Consider the following 17,210-nt stretch of genomic DNA (forward strand, 5'->3'; position numbering starts at 1 on the left):
GTCCGGGTAGGCGTGGGCGCCGTCGGTGACCAGGCACGGGATGACCAGGACGGGCGCACGGCGCAGCACGTTCCCGCGGGCGAGCCGCCGGGCGACCGCCGCCTCGTCGAAGCCGTCGGCGGTCAGGTCCGCGGCCCAGGCGGTGGCCATCGCGTCAAGGAGCTGGTCGCGGGCCTGCGTCACGACCACGAACCGCCACGGTGCGGTGTGGTGCGGTGCGGGCGCGGTCAGGGCCGCCGCGAACGCACGCTCGATGGCGGCCGGATTCACCGGCCGGTCGCTGAACTCGCGGATGGTCCGCCGAGCGCTGACCGCCGCCCGCTGGGCTTCGGCGGTGCCGAGCCGGAACATGTCCTCAGCCGCCGGGCGTACCAGTGCCCGGACCCCGCGACCGTCGTCGGCGCGCGCGCGGAATCCGCGTACGAGCGCCACCGGCACTCCGGTCAGCTTCCCTTTGACCAGGTCGGCGGCGGCAGCCAGCTCATCCGCCTCGGCGATCTCGGTCATGCCGAGTTCGTTGCCGTACGGGTCGACATCGCCGACGTGGCTGCGCAGGGCGGCCATGCCCGCGACGCCGATGGCATGGTCGGTCAGGCCGGCCCGCCACGGCCGACCGGTGGTGTCGCTGACGATGACGGCGACGTGCACGCCCAGGCGCGCGTGCAGCCCGTCCGCCAGCGCCCGGGCGCTGGCATCCGGGTCGACCGGCAGCAGGGCGATCTCATCCTTGATCACATTGGATGCGTCCACCCCGGCGCTGGCGATGACGAACCCGTGCCGGGTCTCCACGATCCGGGTCGGCCCCCGCCGCGCCACCTCGCGGACGGTTTCGGCCTCGACGGCGGCCAGCCGGGCCGCCTCCCGGTCGCCGTCGACGCGGAGGAGTCGTCCTTCCGCCTTTGAGACGATCTTCGAGGTGACCACGAGGATGTCGCCGTCGCGTAGGTGGAGCTCGCGGGCGGACAGTGCCGTCACGATGAGTGCGGAAAGGTCGTCACCGGCGCGTACCTCACCGATTCCGGCCACGGCGATGATTTCCAGCGCGTCAGACACCGGCGAGCTCCAGGGCGGCGCGCACGATCTCGACCGTTGCCGCGACGTCGGTCATCAGCAGTGGACGGGCCTTCACGGTGACCCCGGGCACCTCGGTGCCGGTGTCGGCGGTGTCGACCAGCCAGCCGTCGAGAATCCCGTCGCCAGGGGCGGCGCGCCGGCGGGCACCGTAGTGGGTAGCCACGGCGCCGGCGCTGGTGGCCACACCGATCGCGGTGAGACAGGCGTCCGCCATGCCGCGCACGGGTGCACCGCCGATGATCGGGGATACGCCCACGACCGGTGCGGGCGTCCGCGCCAGTGCCGCTCGCACCCCGGGCACCGCGAGGATCGACCCGATGGACACCACCGGATTCGACGGCGGGAGGAGCACGACATCGGCGTCGGTGAGCGCGTCGAGAACGCCGGGCGCGGGTTGCGCGGCTTCGGCGCCCACCGAAATGATCTCCAGGGCTGGTGTGGCGGCACGCATCCGCAGCCACCACTCCTGAAAATGGATGGCTCGACGGCCTTCGTCGGTCTCCACGACGACGTGCGTCTCAACCCGTTCGTCGCTCATCGGCAGCAGCCGGATGCCGGGCTTCCACCGTTGGCAGAGTGCCGCGGTGACCTCGGTGAGCGGGTAGCCGGCGGCAAGCATCCGGGTGCGCACGAGATGGGTGGCAAGATCGCGGTCGCCGAGGCCGAACCAGGTGGGACCCACCCCGTAGGCCGCCAGCTCCGCTGCCACGGTGAACGTCTCGTCGTGGCGACCCCAGCCACGCTCGGGGGAGATACCACCGCCGAGCGTGTACATGACGGTGTCGAGATCAGGGCAGATCCGCAGGCCGTGCAGGGTGATGTCGTCACCGGTGTTGCCGATCACGGTGATGTCTGCGTCCGGTAACGCTGCCTGCACCCCGACCAGGAAGCGGGCGCCACCGATGCCACCCGCGAGAGCTGTGATCTTCACCTGATCCTCACGTCCCGCCATCCTGTCCCGGTCGGCCTTTTAGGAGGCCGCTGAACAACGTCTGTCCGGCTCGCGTCCCCCCGCATCCCACCTGGCGTCGTTGTCGTCGGTCCGGATAGAACACCACTATCCGGGCCTCCTCCGCCTCGCCAGCCGGGCGCGGACGGCCCGCTCGCGGATCGAACGCCGTTATTCAGCGGCCTCCTAGGACGAGACGGTCGCTTGCGCCCGCTCGTGGGGCTGGCGGGTGGTGAACGCCGCCAGCAGGTAGCGTACGAGGCTGCTGGTGGGTCGCGCGGGAGCAGGGTTGGCCAGGCCACCTTCGATGGTGGCCACGACCGCGTCCGCGGCGATTTCCCGGTCGGGTTCGGCCACCCGGTCTGTGACCGTGGCCAGCGCGAGGTCGTGGAGCCAGGCGTGCAGTCGTTCGTGATACTCCATGACCGCGGCTGAGTGTGGCGCTCGTTCGGCCACGCACGGGTGCAGGGACCGTCGGCGTTCGACCGAGTCGAGGGCGGCGAGCAACTTCGCGGCCGGGTCGCCGGTGAACGTGTCGATCCGGTCGACCTCACCGTCGAGGAGCCTGTTGAGGACCGCGGCGAACGCGTGGTCCTTCGACCGGAAGTACCAGTAGACCGAACCCGGTTCGATGCCTGCGGCCCGTGCGATTTCGGCGATGGATGTGGCGGCGAAGCCCCGGGCGAGGAACTGCTGTTCAGCGACGGCCAGCAGCGCGTCAATCCGCTCCTCGCGCGGAACTTCCTGGCGGTTACGCGGCACCTGATCAGCTTAACGACCCCGGGCCCCGCGGGTCGCGGGAAGGCGGGAGGCCCGGGTCTACTGATCGTGCCTGAACGTAGTGGATGATCTTATTGTCTTCTATCTCTTGATTCTCCTTCGAGAGAGTGGTGAGACTGAGGGCGTGCGCCGACCGGCGCACCGGATCAGCGCACCGGATCAGCGAGTGGTGCCAGGCGACCGCACGTCCGCCACGGCGTTTGTCGGCGGCCCCGACATCCCGCACCCGGTGCTGAAGCAGCGGAAGGACGGTCCATGCCTGAGAACATCAAGAAGCCGCCGATCGCGATGAAGCCGGTGATCGCATTGAAGCCGGTGATCGCATTGAAGCCGCCGATCGTGATGAGGCACAGCCTCGACGCTGTCACCGCAACCCTGGCCCGGGCGCTGGCTGGCGCGCGCCATCCGCAGGTGGAGGCCGCCAGGCGGTCCGAGCTGCGCCAGCGGGCGGGCCGGTCCCCGACGCAGCGCGACGCCGCGTCAAAGCGTTGCGACCAACTCGCCGCCCGGTGCCGTACCTACCACACCCTTGGCGTCGTTGGTGGGTTCCGCGCAAGCAGCCCACCGTGTCCGGGTCGGACGGGATGACCGGCTGACCCGGGGTCTCCTGGCGCCTGCGGGCCGGCGGACGCTGTCGACGGCGCAGACCGCAGGAGACCGACAGATGATTATTGGGGTTCGGGTGAGCAGATGACGAAATCATGGAAGTCGGACAGTGGTTCGGCCGGCGGTCCGGCCGGCGGTGGCGCGCGTGAGTCCGCACGGCCGGTGCCGGCCGCCATGCCGGCCACCATGGCGGACCCGCTGGTGCCCGGTGCTGCGGCCCTGCGCCGTGCGCTGCGGCGGGCCCGTGACGGCGTGGTCCTCGACGCGGTGGAGGCGGCCGTCCTGATGGCCGCCCGCGGGGAGGATCTCGCTGACCTGTCCCGGTCGGCCGCGCGGGTCCGTGACGCGGGCCTGCGCTCCGCCGGGCGTCCGGACACGATCACTTACTCGCCCAAGGTGTTCATCCCGCTGACCCGGTTGTGTCGGGACAGGTGTCACTACTGCACCTTCGCGACCGTCCCGCAGCGGTTGCCCGCTCCCTTCCTGACCCTCGACGAGGTCGTCGACATCGCCCGCCGGGGTGCGGCGGCCGGCTGCGCGGAGGCGTTGTTCACGCTGGGTGATCGTCCGGAGGACCGCTGGCCCGCTGCACGTGACTGGTTGGATTCCCATGGCTATGACTCGACCCTGGGATACCTGCGGGCCGCGGCCATCGCCGTCCTGGAGGAGACAGGGCTGTTGCCGCACCTGAACCCGGGTGTCCTGTCCTGGGCGGAGCTGGCTCGGCTCAAGCCGGTCGCGCCGTCCATGGGCATGATGCTGGAGACGACCGCGGCCCGGCTGTGGTCGACGCCGGGCGGACCGCATTACGGCTCACCCGACAAGGAGCCGGCGCGCCGACTGCGGGTGCTGGAAGACGCCGGTCGCCTGGCTGTGCCGTTCACCACCGGCCTGCTGCTGGGGATCGGCGAGACTCGCGTGGAACGGGCCGAGACCCTGTTTGCGATCCGGGGTGTGGCCCGACGCTACCGCGGCATCCAGGAGGTGATCGTCCAGAACTTCCGGGCCAAGGACGACACGGCGATGCGGGGCGAGCCGGACGTCGGTGCACAGGAACTTGCGGCCGCGGTCGCGGTCGCCCGGCTCGTTCTCGGGCCGTCCGTCCGCATCCAGGCACCGCCGAACCTGGTCGACGTCGACGAATGCGCGCTGTTGCTGGCCGCGGGCATAGACGACTGGGGTGGGGTGTCGCCGGTCACACCGGACCACGTCAATCCCGAACGCCCCTGGCCGGCGGTTGAGACGCTGGCCACGCTCACGCGGGCGGCGGGCTTCGCGCTGCGGCCGCGACTGACCGCCTACCCGCCATATCTCGACGAACCCTGGCTGGACCCGCGGCTGCGATCCCATGTCGACGCCCTGGCCGGTCCGGATGGTCTGTTGCGGGCCGGAGCCGCCGCGCTCGGCCGTCCATGGCAGGAACCCGACGGCGGCCTCGCCGACGGCGGCCGGGTCGATCTGCACGCGGCCATCGACGTCACCGGCCGCCAGGCCGACCGCCGAGCGGACTTCGCCTCGGTGTACGGCGACTGGGACGTCCTGCGCGAGCAGGTCAGCGCAGCCGGCACGGGTGCTGACGGGGTCGTCGGCACGGGGGCGCGTGCGCGTGCGGGGGCGCCGGTGCGTCTGGACGACGCGGAGCGGACCGCGCTGCGCCACGCCAGCGGTGACCCGGCGGGGATCAGCGACGCGGACGCCCTGGTGCTGTTCGGCGCGGCCGGCACGGCCCTGGAGGAGCTCTGCCGGCTCGCGGACGACCTGCGCCGGGACACGGTCGGTGAGGACGTGACCTACGTCGTCAACCGGAACATCAATTTTACGAATGTCTGCTACACGGGGTGCCGGTTCTGCGCGTTCGCACAGCGGCGCAACGACGTCGACGCCTACACCCTGTCCCAGCAGGAGGTCGGTGTCCGGGCCGAACAGGCGTGGGCGGTGGGCGCGACCGAGATCTGCATGCAGGGCGGCATCCACCCGGACCTGCCGGGGACCGCGTACTTCGAGCTGGCCCGCGAGATCAAGCGGCGGGTGCCCGGTCTCCACCTGCACGCCTACTCTCCGATGGAGGTCGTCAACGGCGTCACCCGGACCGGTCTGTCCATCCGCGACTGGCTGACTGCCGCTCGTGAGGCCGGTGTCGACTCGATCCCCGGAACGGCCGCGGAGATCCTCGACGACGACGTGCGATGGGTGCTGACCAAGGGCAAGCTGCCGACCTCGACCTGGGTGGAGATCATCACAACCGCGCATGAGGTGGGCCTGCCCTCCTCGGCCACGATGATGTACGGGCACGTGGACACACCGACGCAGTGGGTGGCTCACCTGCGGCTGCTGCGCCGCATCCAGGAGCGTACCGGGGGGTTCACCGAGTTCGTGGCGCTGCCGTTCGTCCACCACAGTTCGCCGATCTATCTGGCCGGCGTGGCCAGGCCCGGTCCCACCGTCGGTGAGAACCGGGCGGTGCACGCGATGGCCCGGCTGTTGTTGCACGGCGCGATCGACAACATCCAGTGTTCGTGGGTGAAGCTCGGTCCGGACGGCTGTCAGCAGGTCCTCCGTGGCGGGGTCAACGATGTCGGTGGAACCCTCATGGAGGAGACGATCAGCCGCATGGCGGGTTCCGAGCACGGGTCGGCCCGATCCATCGCCGAGCTGGAGGCTATGGCAGCCGAGGCGGGCCGGCCTGCACGCCAGCGCACCACGACCTACGGAGCCGTCGGCGCGGAGCGGTTCGCCGCGGCCCGCCGGGATGTCGTGGCCGAGCCTTCCGCCGCCGCCGGCAGGGTACTTCCGATCATCTCCTGACGGGTCCTGGGTCCCGACTTCGTCGTGCCGGTGAGTTGATCGACTGTCCTGTCGGACAATGGTTCCAAAGCGGGGGTCTACCGTCGGGATGCCGGGCCGGGCCGGGCCGGGCCGCGATCGCCGCTCGCGGGTCGTTGCACCGGCGGCGACGGCCTGCGTTCAGCTCCGGTGTCCCGGTGTCCCGGTGTGGGTGGCCGGTCGCTGAACTCGTCGGTCGGCGCCTCGGTAGCGCCGTGTCCACAGAAGTCCGGTGGATGGGAGGAGATGTCATGAGAAGGACAATTCATGACGGATTTATGCAATTCCGGACGGTAAGATGGGCTGGTCAGGGGGTGCGAGGGGCTGATGTGTGTCGCTCAGGGCTGCGAACAGGGACCCTCTGTAATGACATCTTGCTACCGTGAGCTATTGTCTGATCGCTGGTTGTAGAAGATGTTGCGCTGGTGGGGTTGACGTCGCCGAGTTCGGCGCGTGTAATTACCGGCGTGTCATTTCCCCCGCCGGTGGGGAAAGTGCGATAAAGCGCTTGCCCCACCGGTGTGGACACCAGTCACCTGCGCGCCGGCGCCCGGGGGGTGGCCGACCGCACCGCGACGGGTCTGGAGGAGTCCACATGGAACGCACCGACGCGGGCGCCCACATCGTCCTCGCCGAAACGCACCGGTCACGTACCGGGTTGTCCGCCGGGACGGCCGTTGACCGGTGGCCAGGGCAGGCCGACCCCGGTCACCAGGCCGGTGGGGAGCTGATCGCTGTCGAATTTGATCTAAATGCGGCCTACGACGACGAACCTGCCAAGTCGGCGCATGCCGATGACGCGGCAATCGTCGAGCATCGTGATCATAGCTCGGCTGATGTCATCAAGATCGGCATGGACGACATCTTCGCGGACCCACCGGAGTGGCAGGAGCGCGCACTGTGCGCCCAAACCGATCCGGAGGCGTTCTTTCCGGAGAAGGGCGGCTCGACCCGCGAGGCCAAGCGCATCTGCTCGGGCTGCGAGGTCAGGGACGAGTGCCTCGAATACGCGCTCGAAAAGGATGAACGGTTCGGGATCTGGGGTGGGATGTCCGAGCGGGAACGGCGCCGGTTGCGCCGCCGGGCGGTCTGAGCGTCCCGCCGCGGAAGCTGGCTGAAGCCATCCGGCGCGTGGTGACCGCTCGGTCGCATGCAACGGGCGCCGCACCGACGGCCGGGCCGAGTCCCTCCGTGCCGGGTCGTGGCCCGGACCGCACTGCGGTCGGCCTGGATGCGGTCGATCTTGATGCCGTCGATGTGGTCGCGCTTGTGGTGATGTCGGCGCCGGGACCGGCACCGTCACGCAGCGCGCTGCGCGGGCAGACCCGCGTGCCGGACCAGGTGATCATGGTGGAGGTGGGCGGGGACGATTCGCCGGGGCGCACCTACGGTTCCATGGTTACCGAGGCTCTCGCGATGGCGGGCACGGCGCCAGCCGAGGGATTCCTGTGGTTGCTACCCGCTGATGCGGTGCCGGCCCCCGACGCGCTGGAGCGGTTGCTGACCTATGCCCTGCTGGACCCGGGCGCCGCCGTGATCGGCCCGCACGTACTCGACCGGGTGGACCGCCGGGTGGAAGTCGACGACGCAGGGCACGACACCGTCCGGGACGTCCTCGCGGTCTCACTGACGGGCGCGCTTGTCAGCGCCCGAGCATGGCATCTCCTCGGCGGGCTCGACCCTGAGCTGCCTACCGCGTTCGACATCGACTTCTGCTGGCGGGCGTGGCGCGCAGGGATGCGGGTGGTGGTTTTTCCGCCCGCCACGATCCGCCGTGCGCCGGCCGTCGGCGGCGAACGGGACCCATGCCTCGACCGGCTCGACCGGCTCGACCACCGGACAGTCCGGCGGGACGAGCTGCGGGTTCGGCTGGCCAACATCGGGGCGGCGCGGGTTGTGCCGGCGTGGCTGTGGCTGGTACCCGGCGGGCTCGCGCGAGGTGCCGGGGCTGCCGCCCGGGGCCGGGCCCGGCGTGGGCGTGCTGAGGTGGCCGCGGCTGTGGAGGTGTTCAGTCGTCCCGGTTGGCTGCGCCACGCGCGCCGCCGTCGGGCAGCGTGCGCCCGGGTGCCCGCGCGTGCCCTGCGTCCGCTGTTCACCGCCCGGGGCAGCCGGTTGCGCGCGGTCTGGGAGCCGCTGTCCGGTCTTTGTGCCCGTCTTGGATGGGCGGGGCAGCGTGAATGGGCGGGGCAGCGTGGCCGGGCGACCGGGCCGGGGCTGGTCCTGGCCGCAGCGCTCGCTGTCGTGACGATGTGCGCCGCACGTTTCCTGGCGGGTCCCGGCTGGGGCCCGGGGACGGCGGGCTTCGGGATGCCCGGGGTTGCCGCGCCGCTCCCGCTGCCCGATGGTGCCGGCGACCTGTGGTCGGCCGTGCTGTCCGGTTGGCGGCCCGGTGGGCACGGTAACCCCGGTGTTCCCGGTATTTTCCAGTCGACGGTGCATGGCACGCTGCCGGCCGCGCCGTGGCTGGTGGTGCTGGCCCTCCTCGCGACTGTGCTCGGCGGCAAACCGTGGCTCGCCGCCGATGTCGTCCTGCTCGCCGGACCGATGCTTGCGGGCCTCGCCGCCTATGTCGCGGCTGGGCACCTCCGGCGCGGCCCGGGCGGGCCGCTCACCGGCCAGCGGGCGTCGACGGGCCGATGGGCGGGTGATCATTGCCGGGTTCGAGCGGTCATCGCGGCGGGATATGCGCTCGGCCCACCCATGACCTGGGCGGTTGCCGTCGGGCGGGTGGATGTCGTCCTTGCGCTGATAACGGTCCCGGGTGTACTCGCGGCCGCGGTGCCGGTGGTGGCGGGTCCGGCGCCGCCCGGGTCTGCGAGCAACCTGGGATGCGGCTGGCCCGCCGCTCGTGGCCTTGCGGTGCGGCTGCTCATCGCGGTCATGTGCTCGCCGTCGCTGTTCGTGTCCGCCGTGGTCGGCCTTGCCGGTGCAACCCTGGTGCTGCGTCGCGCCCGCCGACTGCTGTTCGTGCTGGTCCCGGCCGCCGTGGCGGCGGTCGGGCTGTGGCCCTGGCGCAGGGCGGTGATGGACGATCCCGGTGCGCTGTTCACGGCGGGAACCCTCGGCATGCGTGACCCCGCATCGGGCTGGCTTGGCGGGTCCATCCCGGCTTCGGCGCAGGCCTCCGATCTGACCGGCTCCGATCTGACCGTTGCCCATCTGACCGCCGCCCATCTGACCGTTGCCCATCTGACCGTCGCGCTGCTCGTACCCGCCGCGCTCGCGGGCGTCATCGGGGTTGTCCGGGCCGACACCCGACGGCCGGTGCTCGCGGCTTGGGGCGTTGTCCTGATCGGCTTGGTCGGTGCCGCTGTGGAGCGGCACCTGTGCGGCGCCGACCGTGACGACGTGGCGGGCGCGCAACTCGGGGTTGTCGTCGCCGGGTTGCTCCTTGCCGCGACGCTCGCGGCGTCGGGAGCGCGTGCGGCGCTGCGGCGTCATCCCTTCGGCTGGCGGCAGTTCGTGGCCGTGGCCATCGGTGGAGCAGTGGTTGCGAGTCCGGTTGCCGGCGGCTTTGCGTTCCTGTGGGGCGGTGAGGTCGCGCGCGGTGCCGCCGCACGTGACAGCGGCGTGGTGGCGTCCGCGGTCGCGGTCGCGACGGCTGCCGGGCGGACTGCCGGCGTCCTGATACTGCGTCAGTCGTCCCAGGGCTCCCCGGTCGCCTACACCTTGACCGGCGCCCGCGGCCCCCGCCTCGCCGACCCCGCCGGGACGACGCGGATCATCCCGACGGTCCCGACCGGGCACACCGTCGACGACAGCACGGTCGAGGCGATTGTCGGTGATCTGACGGTGGGGGGGAGCTGGGGCGCAGGTGAGCTCGCGGCTCTGGCCGTGCGAGCGGTCGTCGTCCCGTTTCCGGATGCGCCACCGTCGTTGACCGCCGTACTCGACGCGGTACCGGGGCTCGTGCGCGAACAGGTGCTCGCAGACGCCATGGTCTGGCGCGTGGTTCCGGTGGGGCCGGTGAACCTTCCCGCGGCGACACCGCACGCGGGATCGCGGCCATGACCGGACGGATCCGGCTCCTGCGCCGGGCGGCATTGGTCGTGGTTGGCGGCACCCTCGCCCTGGTGGCCGTGTGGTGCGTCGCGGTGTTCATCGAGCCGACGGACGGGAGGCGGCCGCGGCCGGTCCCAGCGGCGGGGTTCCCGATGCCGATCACGTCGGCGACGTTGCTGTGCCCGGATCTCAGACCGCCGGCGGGGTCCGCGGTCACGGTCGACGTCGCGACCGCCGGTGGCGGGGTGAGCGCGACGGTGCCAGCACCGGGATCGGGCCGCGGACCGGTGCTGGACGGGCAGGTCCAGCTGTCCGCGGGCGACAAGGTCAAGAATCTTCATTCCGGTCCGGTCCGGCGGCGGGCGTCGGTCCAGGTGAGTGGCGGCGAGCCGCTGGCTGTCCGCGCGAGCGGCCTCGCGGCAGCCGGGTTGAGCGCGACGGTGACCGCACCGGGAGCGGGCGGCCGCGCATCGGTGATCGCTCGCTGCGAGCGTCCCAGAAGCGAGTTCTGGCTTGTCGGTCCTGCCACGGTGGCCGGTCGGGACCCGCTGGTCGTCCTCACCAACCCCGAGGCCACACCCGCGCGGGCACAGATCACCGTGTTCGCCGACGGTGGTGCAGACAGTGGTGCAGACAGTGGTGCAGACAGTGGCGCAGACAGTGGCGCGGGGGCCACCACCGGCGTTGTCGTGCCGCCGCGGGCGAGCGTGACCCGTCGCCTGGCGACCTGGGTGCCGGACGCCGACGCCACCGTGGTGCGGGTACAGGTGCGTGACGGGCGTCTGGCCGCCCTGGTCCTGGACCGTGCCGGCGGCCCGTTCGCACGGGACTCGACCGTGGTGCCCGTGGTGGCCGGTGCCGGGCCGGCGGGCTCCCTGCTCCTTGTGGGCGCGGCAACGGGCGTCGGTGACGCGCGGGTCGTCGTAGCCGCTCCCGAGGCGGCGGCGGTGATCCGGCTGGATCTGTTGACACCGTCCGCGAGTTACATTCCGGTGGGTTTCGCGGACCTGCGGGTGCCACGTGGCGGCGTGATCCGGTTACCGGCCCTGCCCGGCGGAGCCGGCGTGGCGGCGCTGCGGTTGACGGTGCGCTCCGGTGGTCCGGTGATCGCTGCCCTCGGCCTGCCCATGCCGGCCGCCGGACCGGGGCAGGCCGGGTTTGGGCAGCCCGGCCTGGCCCCGGCACCGGGATACCGGTGGGTCGGCCCGGCGGATGTGATTCACCCTGTTTCGACGGCGGCCACACTGCTTCCCCCCGCCACCGGCCAGGGGGTGCGGACCCTGGTGCTCACAGCACCGGACACGGCCGTGACTGTCTGGTTCGACGGGACTCCGGTTGCGGTGCCGGCCGGACGCACGGTGGCGGTCGGGCCGGGGAACGCGACTCGGATGGTTACCCAAGGTGGTCCACTGGTGGCGGCGCTTACCGTCGGTTCGGGTGCTGGCAGCTCCGTTCTCACCCTCTCTTCGGCACCGCGGACGGTGTCGGCGCCGGCACTGGTCCACGACCCTCGGGCTGCCTTCCGCCGGTAAGAGCGCCCGGCAACAGGGGTGTGGATCAAGGTGCGTGCCCCGGCCCCGCGACGCCGCGTCCCCGTTGCCGGTCGCTCTGCGGGAACGATGTGAATCTGGTGTTGTGGCAGGAGCATCAGATTCACATCGTTAAGAGCGCCCGGGCGGAGGTGACGTCCTCAAGCCGGGTGACGTCCTCAAGCCGGGTGACGTGCCCTACCCGGGTGAGGCGAGGAACACGCGGCCGACGCCGGCGAGCCCGAGCTGCGTCGATGCCGGCGACCCTGGGGCGACCACCGCAGCCTGGCCGCGTTGCAGCCGGATGACGTCGGTGCCCGTGCCGTATACCTCGATGGCGCCTTCGGTGACCAGCAGGACGGCTGGACGCGTGACCGGCATGTGTCCGTCACAGGCCGTTCGTCCACCGGCCGGGGACGCATCTGCCGGGGACGCATCTGCCGGTCGGTGACAGATCGCCTCGGCCAGCTGGAAGTCGTCCACCGGCACATCCCAGGTACGCACGGTGAGACCAGCCGTCGCCAGCATTGTTCGGGGGGCGAGTACCGGCGCCGGGGTTGGCCTCGGGTCGAGAACATCGAGCAGCTCGTCCACGTCGATGTGTTTCGGCGTCAGCCCACCGCGCAGCACGTTGTCCGACGTTGCCATGATCTCGATGCCGACACCGTGGACATAGGCGTGCAGCAGGCGCGCGGGCTGGAACAATGCCTCGCCCGGCTGGAGCGCCACGTCGTTGAGCAGCAGCGCCGCGGCGATCCCCACATCACCGGGGTGTGCCGCGGCGAGGCGGCCCACCAGGTCGGCTGCTGCTGCCACATCCGGGTCCACGGGTGGTCGCAGCGCGGCGGCGGCCTCGACCAGACCGCTGGTGAAGGCATGCGCCTGTTCGGCCGGCATCGTCAGCAGCGTGCGCAGAACCGTCGCGGCTCCGGTGGACGGGTTCGCGTCCAGCGGCGTGAACGCGGCAGCCAGTGGCGGGTGACCGAGGCCACGCACCACGGCGAGGGTCCGTAGCGGGTCACGGACTCCGGCGAGCGCGCGAAATGGCGTGAGCGCGACAAGCAGCTCGGGTTTGTGATTACGGTCCCGATAGCGGCGCCGGGTGGCGTCGCGCGGAACGCCGCACCTTTCCTCGTCGTCAAAGCCGGTTCGCGCCCGTGCCGCGTCCGGGTGGACCTGCAACGAGAGCGCCTTCTCCGCGGCGAGAACCTTCAGCAGGAAAGGCAGCGGGCCCACGACATCGACTGCCGGCCGCAGCCCGCCGACGGTCTCGACCTCGGATGGGGCGCCCGGATGGGTTCCCAGCCAGAGCTCCGCGGCCGGTTGGCCGGTGGGGGCCTCGCCGAGCAGGTCGTAAATGGCGGTGGACGAGCCCCAATCATAGTTGCGCACCCGACCGAACAACCGCAGGATCCGGTCGGGCTTTCCGACGGTCACTGGTGCCCGTCCTCCTTGTGAACTGTTCGAATCGCACGGTCGCGCGAGAATCGGAGGCCCCGGGCGTTTCTATTCGCCTATTCGCCTATTCGCCTATTCGTCTTCGTGCCAGCCGTGGCCCTCCGGGTCGATGACCTCCGGTTCCATGCCGAGCATGTCCGCGACCTTGTGGATGAGGACGTCCAGGATGAGCTCGGCGAGGTCGTCGGTGTCCATCGCGCGGGCCTCCAGCGGCCGGCGGTAGATGACGATCCGGTGCGGTGTCGCGGAGCGTCCTCGCCCGGCCGGCGGCTGGTGGTGAGCCAGCGGTACGGGTTCTTCCGGAGCGAGGACCGCAGGCACGGGCGGGACGTCCTCGACCGCGAACTCGACGTCGGACAGTTCGGCGGACCAGCGGTGCTCGAGGTGCTCGACGGCGTCCAGGACGAGGTCGTCGAACCGTTCGCCGCGGCTGCGATAGGCGGGGACCTCCGGCGGGAGGAGGACACCACGCAGGCCGCGTCCGCGCCGGTCACGGCGCCGTGACATGGGGATGGGAGGCTGTGGGGACGGGAAGGCCGGCACGGGGGTTCCCCAGGAGGCGCCGGGAGAGGCGTTGTCCGCCATGGCGTGAGCGTACGGCTCGCGACGAGAGGCCGTACCGATGCCCTCCGGATTCATCAGGTGAATTTCGCCTCGGTTACCCTGACGTGTCTGCCGGTGTCCGCCAGTTCACCTGCCGGGTGCGGAGTGTAATTGATTACTTACCAGCGTTCCGCGGGTGGGTGCGACACGGCGGGTGGTGGTGGCCGTCGCCCGTTCCGGGGGCTACCGTCCGGAACGTGAAGCCTCGCCGCTGCTCCCGCTCGGCATGCTCAGCGGCCGCGGTCGCCACGCTCACGTACGCCTACGCCGAGTCGACAGCCGTCCTCGGGCCGCTCTCCCCATACGTCGAGCCGCATTCCTACGACCTGTGTGGGCCGCACGCCGACCGCCTCACTGTGCCACTGGGCTGGGCGGTCGTGCGGATCGAGGGTGAGACCAGGCACGGCGCAGCCTCTGATGATCTTGAGGCGCTCGCGGACGCGGTTCGTGAGGTGAGCCGACCACCTGTCCACAAGGACCCGCCCGATCCGTCGGCACCCGGAGGTCGACGTGGTCACCTGCGGGTCCTGCCCCGGCCGAGCTGAGTTCGCGTCGGTAGGGTCTTTGGTGCCGGTGTTGGCTGGCGTTCCCAGGGGCAGGCGGGCGCGGGACGATCTGTGATCGCGTACCCTGCGGGCAAGCGGAGGAAGGGCGGAAGGGTGCACGATCTGTCGCGGATCTTCAAGGCGTATGACGTGCGGGGGGTTGTGCCCTCAGAGCTGGACACCGATGTCGCCCGCGCGATCGGAGCCGCGTTCGTGCACGTGCTGGCGGCGCCACGGATCGTCGTCGCGCACGACATGCGTGACTCGTCGGTCCCGCTCTCGACGGCGTTTGCCGACGGGGCTGCCGGCCAGGGCGCGGATGTCATCATGATCGGGCTCGGTTCGACCGACCTGCTCTACTTCGCCGCCGGGTCGCTGGACATCCCGGGAGCGATGTTCACCGCATCCCACAACCCGGCCAAGTACAACGGCGTCAAGCTGTGCCGGGCCGGCGCGGCTCCGATCGGGGCGGACACCGGTCTCGGGGACATCCGCGCCATGGTCGAGGCGGGGATTCCCGCGTTCACCGGACCGCGCGGTACGATCACCCACAGCGACCTGTTGGCGGCATACGCCGAGCACCTGTGCACCCTGGTCGACCTGTCGGCCATCCGACCGCTGCGGGTCGTGGTGGACGCGGGTAACGGTATGGGCGGTCTGACCGTCCCGGCCGTGTTCGAGGGGCTGCCGCTGACGGTCCACCCGCTGTACTTCGAATTGGACGGGTCTTTCCCCAACCACGAGGCCAACCCGATCGAGCCGGCGAACCTGCGTGACCTGCAGGCCGCGGTTCGCGCTACCGGGGCCGACATCGGGCTCGCCTTCGACGGTGACGCGGACCGCTGCTTCGTCGTCGACGAACGTGGCGAGTGCGTGTCGCCGTCCACCATCACCGCGTTGGTCGCCGAGCGGGAACTCGCCCGCGAGCCCGGTGCGACGATCATTCACAATGTGATCGTCAGCAACGCCGTGCCCGAGCTCGTCACCAGGCTCGGCGGCGTGCCGGTGCGGACCCGCGTCGGCCATTCGTTCATCAAGGCGGAGATGGCGCGTACCGGTGCGATCTTCGGTGGCGAGCACTCCGGTCACTTCTATTTCCGGGACTTCTGGCGGGCCGACTCCGGGATGCTCGCCGCGATGCATGTCCTGGCCGCGCTCGGTGAGCAGGAGCGGCCGCTGTCGCGCCTGCTCGACGGCTATGCGCCGTACACGCTCTCCGGTGAGATCAACTCCGAGGTCGCCGACGCCGGGGTCGCGATGGCCGAGATCGAGAAGGCCTACGTGGGGCTCGCGACCGGTATCGACCATCTCGACGGGCTGACCGTCTCGCTCGGTGATGGCGTGTGGTTCAACCTGCGCCCGTCCAACACCGAACCGCTGCTGCGCCTGAACGTGGAGGCTCCCGACCATGCCACGATGTCACGGGTGCGGAACGAGGTCCTCACCCGCATTCGTCATGGAAGGGAGATCGACCGTTGAGTCTCGATCCACTCCTGCTGGAGATTCTCGCCTGCCCGTGCCCGGCCCATGCCCCGCTGCGCTCGGATGCCCTCGCCGGTGAGCCCGTCCTGGTCTGCACCTCGTGCGGCCTGGCCTTCCCGGTCCGCGACGAGATCCCGGTGATGCTGCTTGACGAGGCAGTTCCCTTTGGTGGCGCTGTCCAGACTGGCGACGTGCAGGCTGGCGCTGTCCAGACGGACGCTGTCCAGACCGATCCCCGGCCACGGGACGCGGTAGGGGATGCGACCGGCGATGTCGAGACCCCGGTGCCCAGCTCGTCCTGAGAAATGGGTCGACATATGGGGTGACCGGCGCCGGGAGCATCGCATGGCCGGCGGCCCGGACGAGCGAACGCGATGATGGGCCAGACACGCGGAAACTGGGGGGCGATCGTGGACGAGGGCATCCTTGACGATGTTGCCCGGCTGACCGGGGCCGACCCGTCCGGCATGCTGCTGCACGTGGCGTCGTCGGCCCGCCAGGTCCGGGAGTCCGCGGCGCTGGCGCAGGAGACCGGGGTCGCCTCGCTCGCGGCTGACGGCCGTCCGCGCGCCGTGCTGGTGGCCGGGGCTGGCGGCTCGACGGCGTTCGGTGCGGCGCTCACCGCGGTGACGGGCCCCGACTGCCCCGTTCCGGTACTCGAATACGACGGTTTCGGTCTGCCCGGATGGGCCGGCGTGGCCGACCTGGTGATCGTCGTGTCGGGCTCGGGACGCGATGGGCAGGCGCTGTCCGCGCTGGAGGAAGCTGATCGTCGCGGCTGCCGGACGCTTGCCGTGGGCGCACCCGACTCGCCGCTGGCCGCGCTGGCAGACCGGGCCCGGGCACTGTTCGTTGCGGTCCCGGTGGTGGACGCCAGGCCCACCCGCGCGAGTTTCTGGGCGCTGCTCGTCCCGACGGTGGTTGCCGTGCACGCCCTGGGTCTCGTCCCGGGCGGCGCCGAGGGAGCCGGCGCGATCGAGGCCACGGCCGCGCGGCTGGAGGACGTGGCGATGCGCTGCCGACCCAGCAGTGAGACGTTCGTCAGCCCCGCCAAGGAGCTGGCGCTCGCGCTGGCCGGGTCGTTGCCGCTGCTGTGGGGGACCACGGCGCTGACCGCCGCGGCGGTCAGCCGGGCGGCTGACCAGCTGGCCGCGAACGCCGGCTACCCCGCGGTGCCGGGCGTCCTGCCGGCGGCGGCTGGTGCCCAGGTGGGCATCCTGGACGGGGTGTTCGGGAGCCGCGCCGGGTCCGCCGGCAGCGCCGGCCCCGGTGCAGCCGCCGGTGCAGCCGAGGATCTCGACGACTTCTTCCGCGACCGAGTCGACGAGGCGGAGCCGGTGCGGCTTCGGTTGGTACTCC

13 protein-coding genes and 1 pseudogene are annotated in these 17,210 nt (G+C 71.2%); 9 read left to right on the forward strand and 5 right to left on the reverse strand.

Translation table 11 applies throughout. The features are described from left to right. The 3 genes from U9979_RS06390 to U9979_RS06400 all read right to left on the reverse strand — a co-directional run. Positions 1-1,053 (reverse strand): coenzyme F420-0:L-glutamate ligase (locus U9979_RS06390; protein ID WP_322778643.1); only part of this gene is annotated, 1,053 nt, incomplete at its 3' end. Then, a complete protein-coding gene (cofD, locus tag U9979_RS06395; RefSeq protein ID WP_322778644.1) occupies positions 1,046-2,005 on the reverse strand; it encodes a 2-phospho-L-lactate transferase in 960 nt (319 codons plus the stop codon). The genes U9979_RS06390 and cofD, both read right to left, overlap by 8 nt. Positions 2,006-2,209: 204 nt before the next feature. Next, positions 2,210-2,785: a helix-turn-helix domain-containing protein gene (locus U9979_RS06400; RefSeq protein ID WP_322749347.1), complete on the reverse strand. Its 576-nt coding sequence runs from the start codon at positions 2,783-2,785 to the stop codon at positions 2,210-2,212. Positions 2,786-3,058: 273 nt separating this feature from the next. Here U9979_RS06400 and U9979_RS06405 point away from each other — a divergent pair, with 273 nt between their 5' ends. From U9979_RS06405 to U9979_RS06425, 5 genes are all read left to right on the forward strand, one after another. Next, positions 3,059-3,391, forward strand: a complete 333-nt coding sequence (locus U9979_RS06405; RefSeq protein ID WP_322778645.1) for a hypothetical protein — start codon at positions 3,059-3,061, stop codon at positions 3,389-3,391. A gap of 192 nt (positions 3,392-3,583) precedes the next feature. Continuing rightward, positions 3,584-6,214, forward strand: a complete 2,631-nt coding sequence (locus tag U9979_RS06410) for a bifunctional FO biosynthesis protein CofGH (RefSeq protein ID WP_322778652.1) — start codon at positions 3,584-3,586, stop codon at positions 6,212-6,214. Positions 6,215-7,085: 871 nt separating this feature from the next. Beyond that, a complete protein-coding gene (locus tag U9979_RS25105) occupies positions 7,086-7,325 on the forward strand; it encodes a WhiB family transcriptional regulator (RefSeq protein WP_416210583.1) in 240 nt (79 codons plus the stop codon). A gap of 98 nt (positions 7,326-7,423) precedes the next feature. After that, positions 7,424-10,243 (forward strand): glycosyltransferase, encoded by a 2,820-nt coding sequence (locus tag U9979_RS06420; RefSeq protein WP_322778646.1) that lies wholly within the window; start codon positions 7,424-7,426, stop codon positions 10,241-10,243. Then, positions 10,240-11,766: a DUF5719 family protein gene (locus tag U9979_RS06425; protein WP_322778647.1), complete on the forward strand. Its 1,527-nt coding sequence runs from the start codon at positions 10,240-10,242 to the stop codon at positions 11,764-11,766. Before U9979_RS06420 ends, U9979_RS06425 begins: the two co-directional genes overlap by 4 nt. Before the next feature lie 195 nt (positions 11,767-11,961). Here U9979_RS06425 and manA read toward each other — a convergent pair whose 3' ends face one another. Together manA and U9979_RS06435 are read right to left on the reverse strand one after the other, a co-directional pair. Then, complete coding sequence (gene manA / locus U9979_RS06430) at positions 11,962-13,200, reverse strand: mannose-6-phosphate isomerase, class I (RefSeq protein ID WP_322778648.1); 1,239 nt, start codon at positions 13,198-13,200, stop codon at positions 11,962-11,964. Between the two features lie 93 nt (positions 13,201-13,293). After that, positions 13,294-13,860, reverse strand: coding sequence for a metallopeptidase family protein (locus U9979_RS06435; RefSeq protein WP_322778649.1), 567 nt, complete (start codon positions 13,858-13,860; stop codon positions 13,294-13,296). A 161-nt stretch (positions 13,861-14,021) separates the two neighbouring features. On the opposite strand from U9979_RS06435, the gene U9979_RS06440 reads away from it, so the two are divergent. The 4 genes and pseudogenes from U9979_RS06440 to U9979_RS06455 form a co-directional block, all read left to right on the forward strand. Then, positions 14,022-14,369 carry a DUF3499 domain-containing protein gene (locus U9979_RS06440; protein ID WP_322749340.1) on the forward strand — a complete coding sequence of 116 codons (348 nt, stop codon included), beginning with the start codon at positions 14,022-14,024 and terminating at the stop codon, positions 14,367-14,369. Between the two features lie 114 nt (positions 14,370-14,483). Next, on the forward strand, positions 14,484-15,848 hold the full coding sequence (locus U9979_RS06445) for a phosphomannomutase/phosphoglucomutase (RefSeq protein ID WP_322778650.1): 1,365 nt from the start codon (positions 14,484-14,486) through the stop codon (positions 15,846-15,848). Beyond that, positions 15,845-16,024: pseudogene (locus U9979_RS06450) on the forward strand (Trm112 family protein); the annotation flags it as partial. The gene U9979_RS06445 and the pseudogene U9979_RS06450, both read left to right, overlap by 4 nt. Before the next feature lie 201 nt (positions 16,025-16,225). Further along, positions 16,226-17,210: SIS domain-containing protein (locus U9979_RS06455; protein ID WP_322778651.1), on the forward strand; the 985-nt coding region annotated here is incomplete at its 3' end.

This window comes from Protofrankia sp. Cas4, from assembly GCF_963555915.1.
GTDB lineage: Bacteria > Actinomycetota > Actinomycetes > Frankiales > Frankiaceae > Protofrankia.

Excerpts from the sequence above, each read along its gene's own strand:
- U9979_RS06405 (WP_322778645.1), top strand. The coding sequence starts at position 3,059 with ATGCCTGAGAACATCAAGAAGCCGCCGATCGCGATGAAGCCGGTGATC.
- U9979_RS06410 (WP_322778652.1), top strand. The coding sequence starts at position 3,584 with ATGCCGGCCACCATGGCGGACCCGCTGGTGCCCGGTGCTGCGGCCCTG.
- U9979_RS25105 (WP_416210583.1), top strand. The coding sequence starts at position 7,086 with ATGGACGACATCTTCGCGGACCCACCGGAGTGGCAGGAGCGCGCACTG.
- U9979_RS06425 (WP_322778647.1), top strand. The coding sequence starts at position 10,240 with ATGACCGGACGGATCCGGCTCCTGCGCCGGGCGGCATTGGTCGTGGTT.
- U9979_RS06435 (WP_322778649.1), bottom strand. The coding sequence starts at position 13,860 with ATGAATCCGGAGGGCATCGGTACGGCCTCTCGTCGCGAGCCGTACGCT.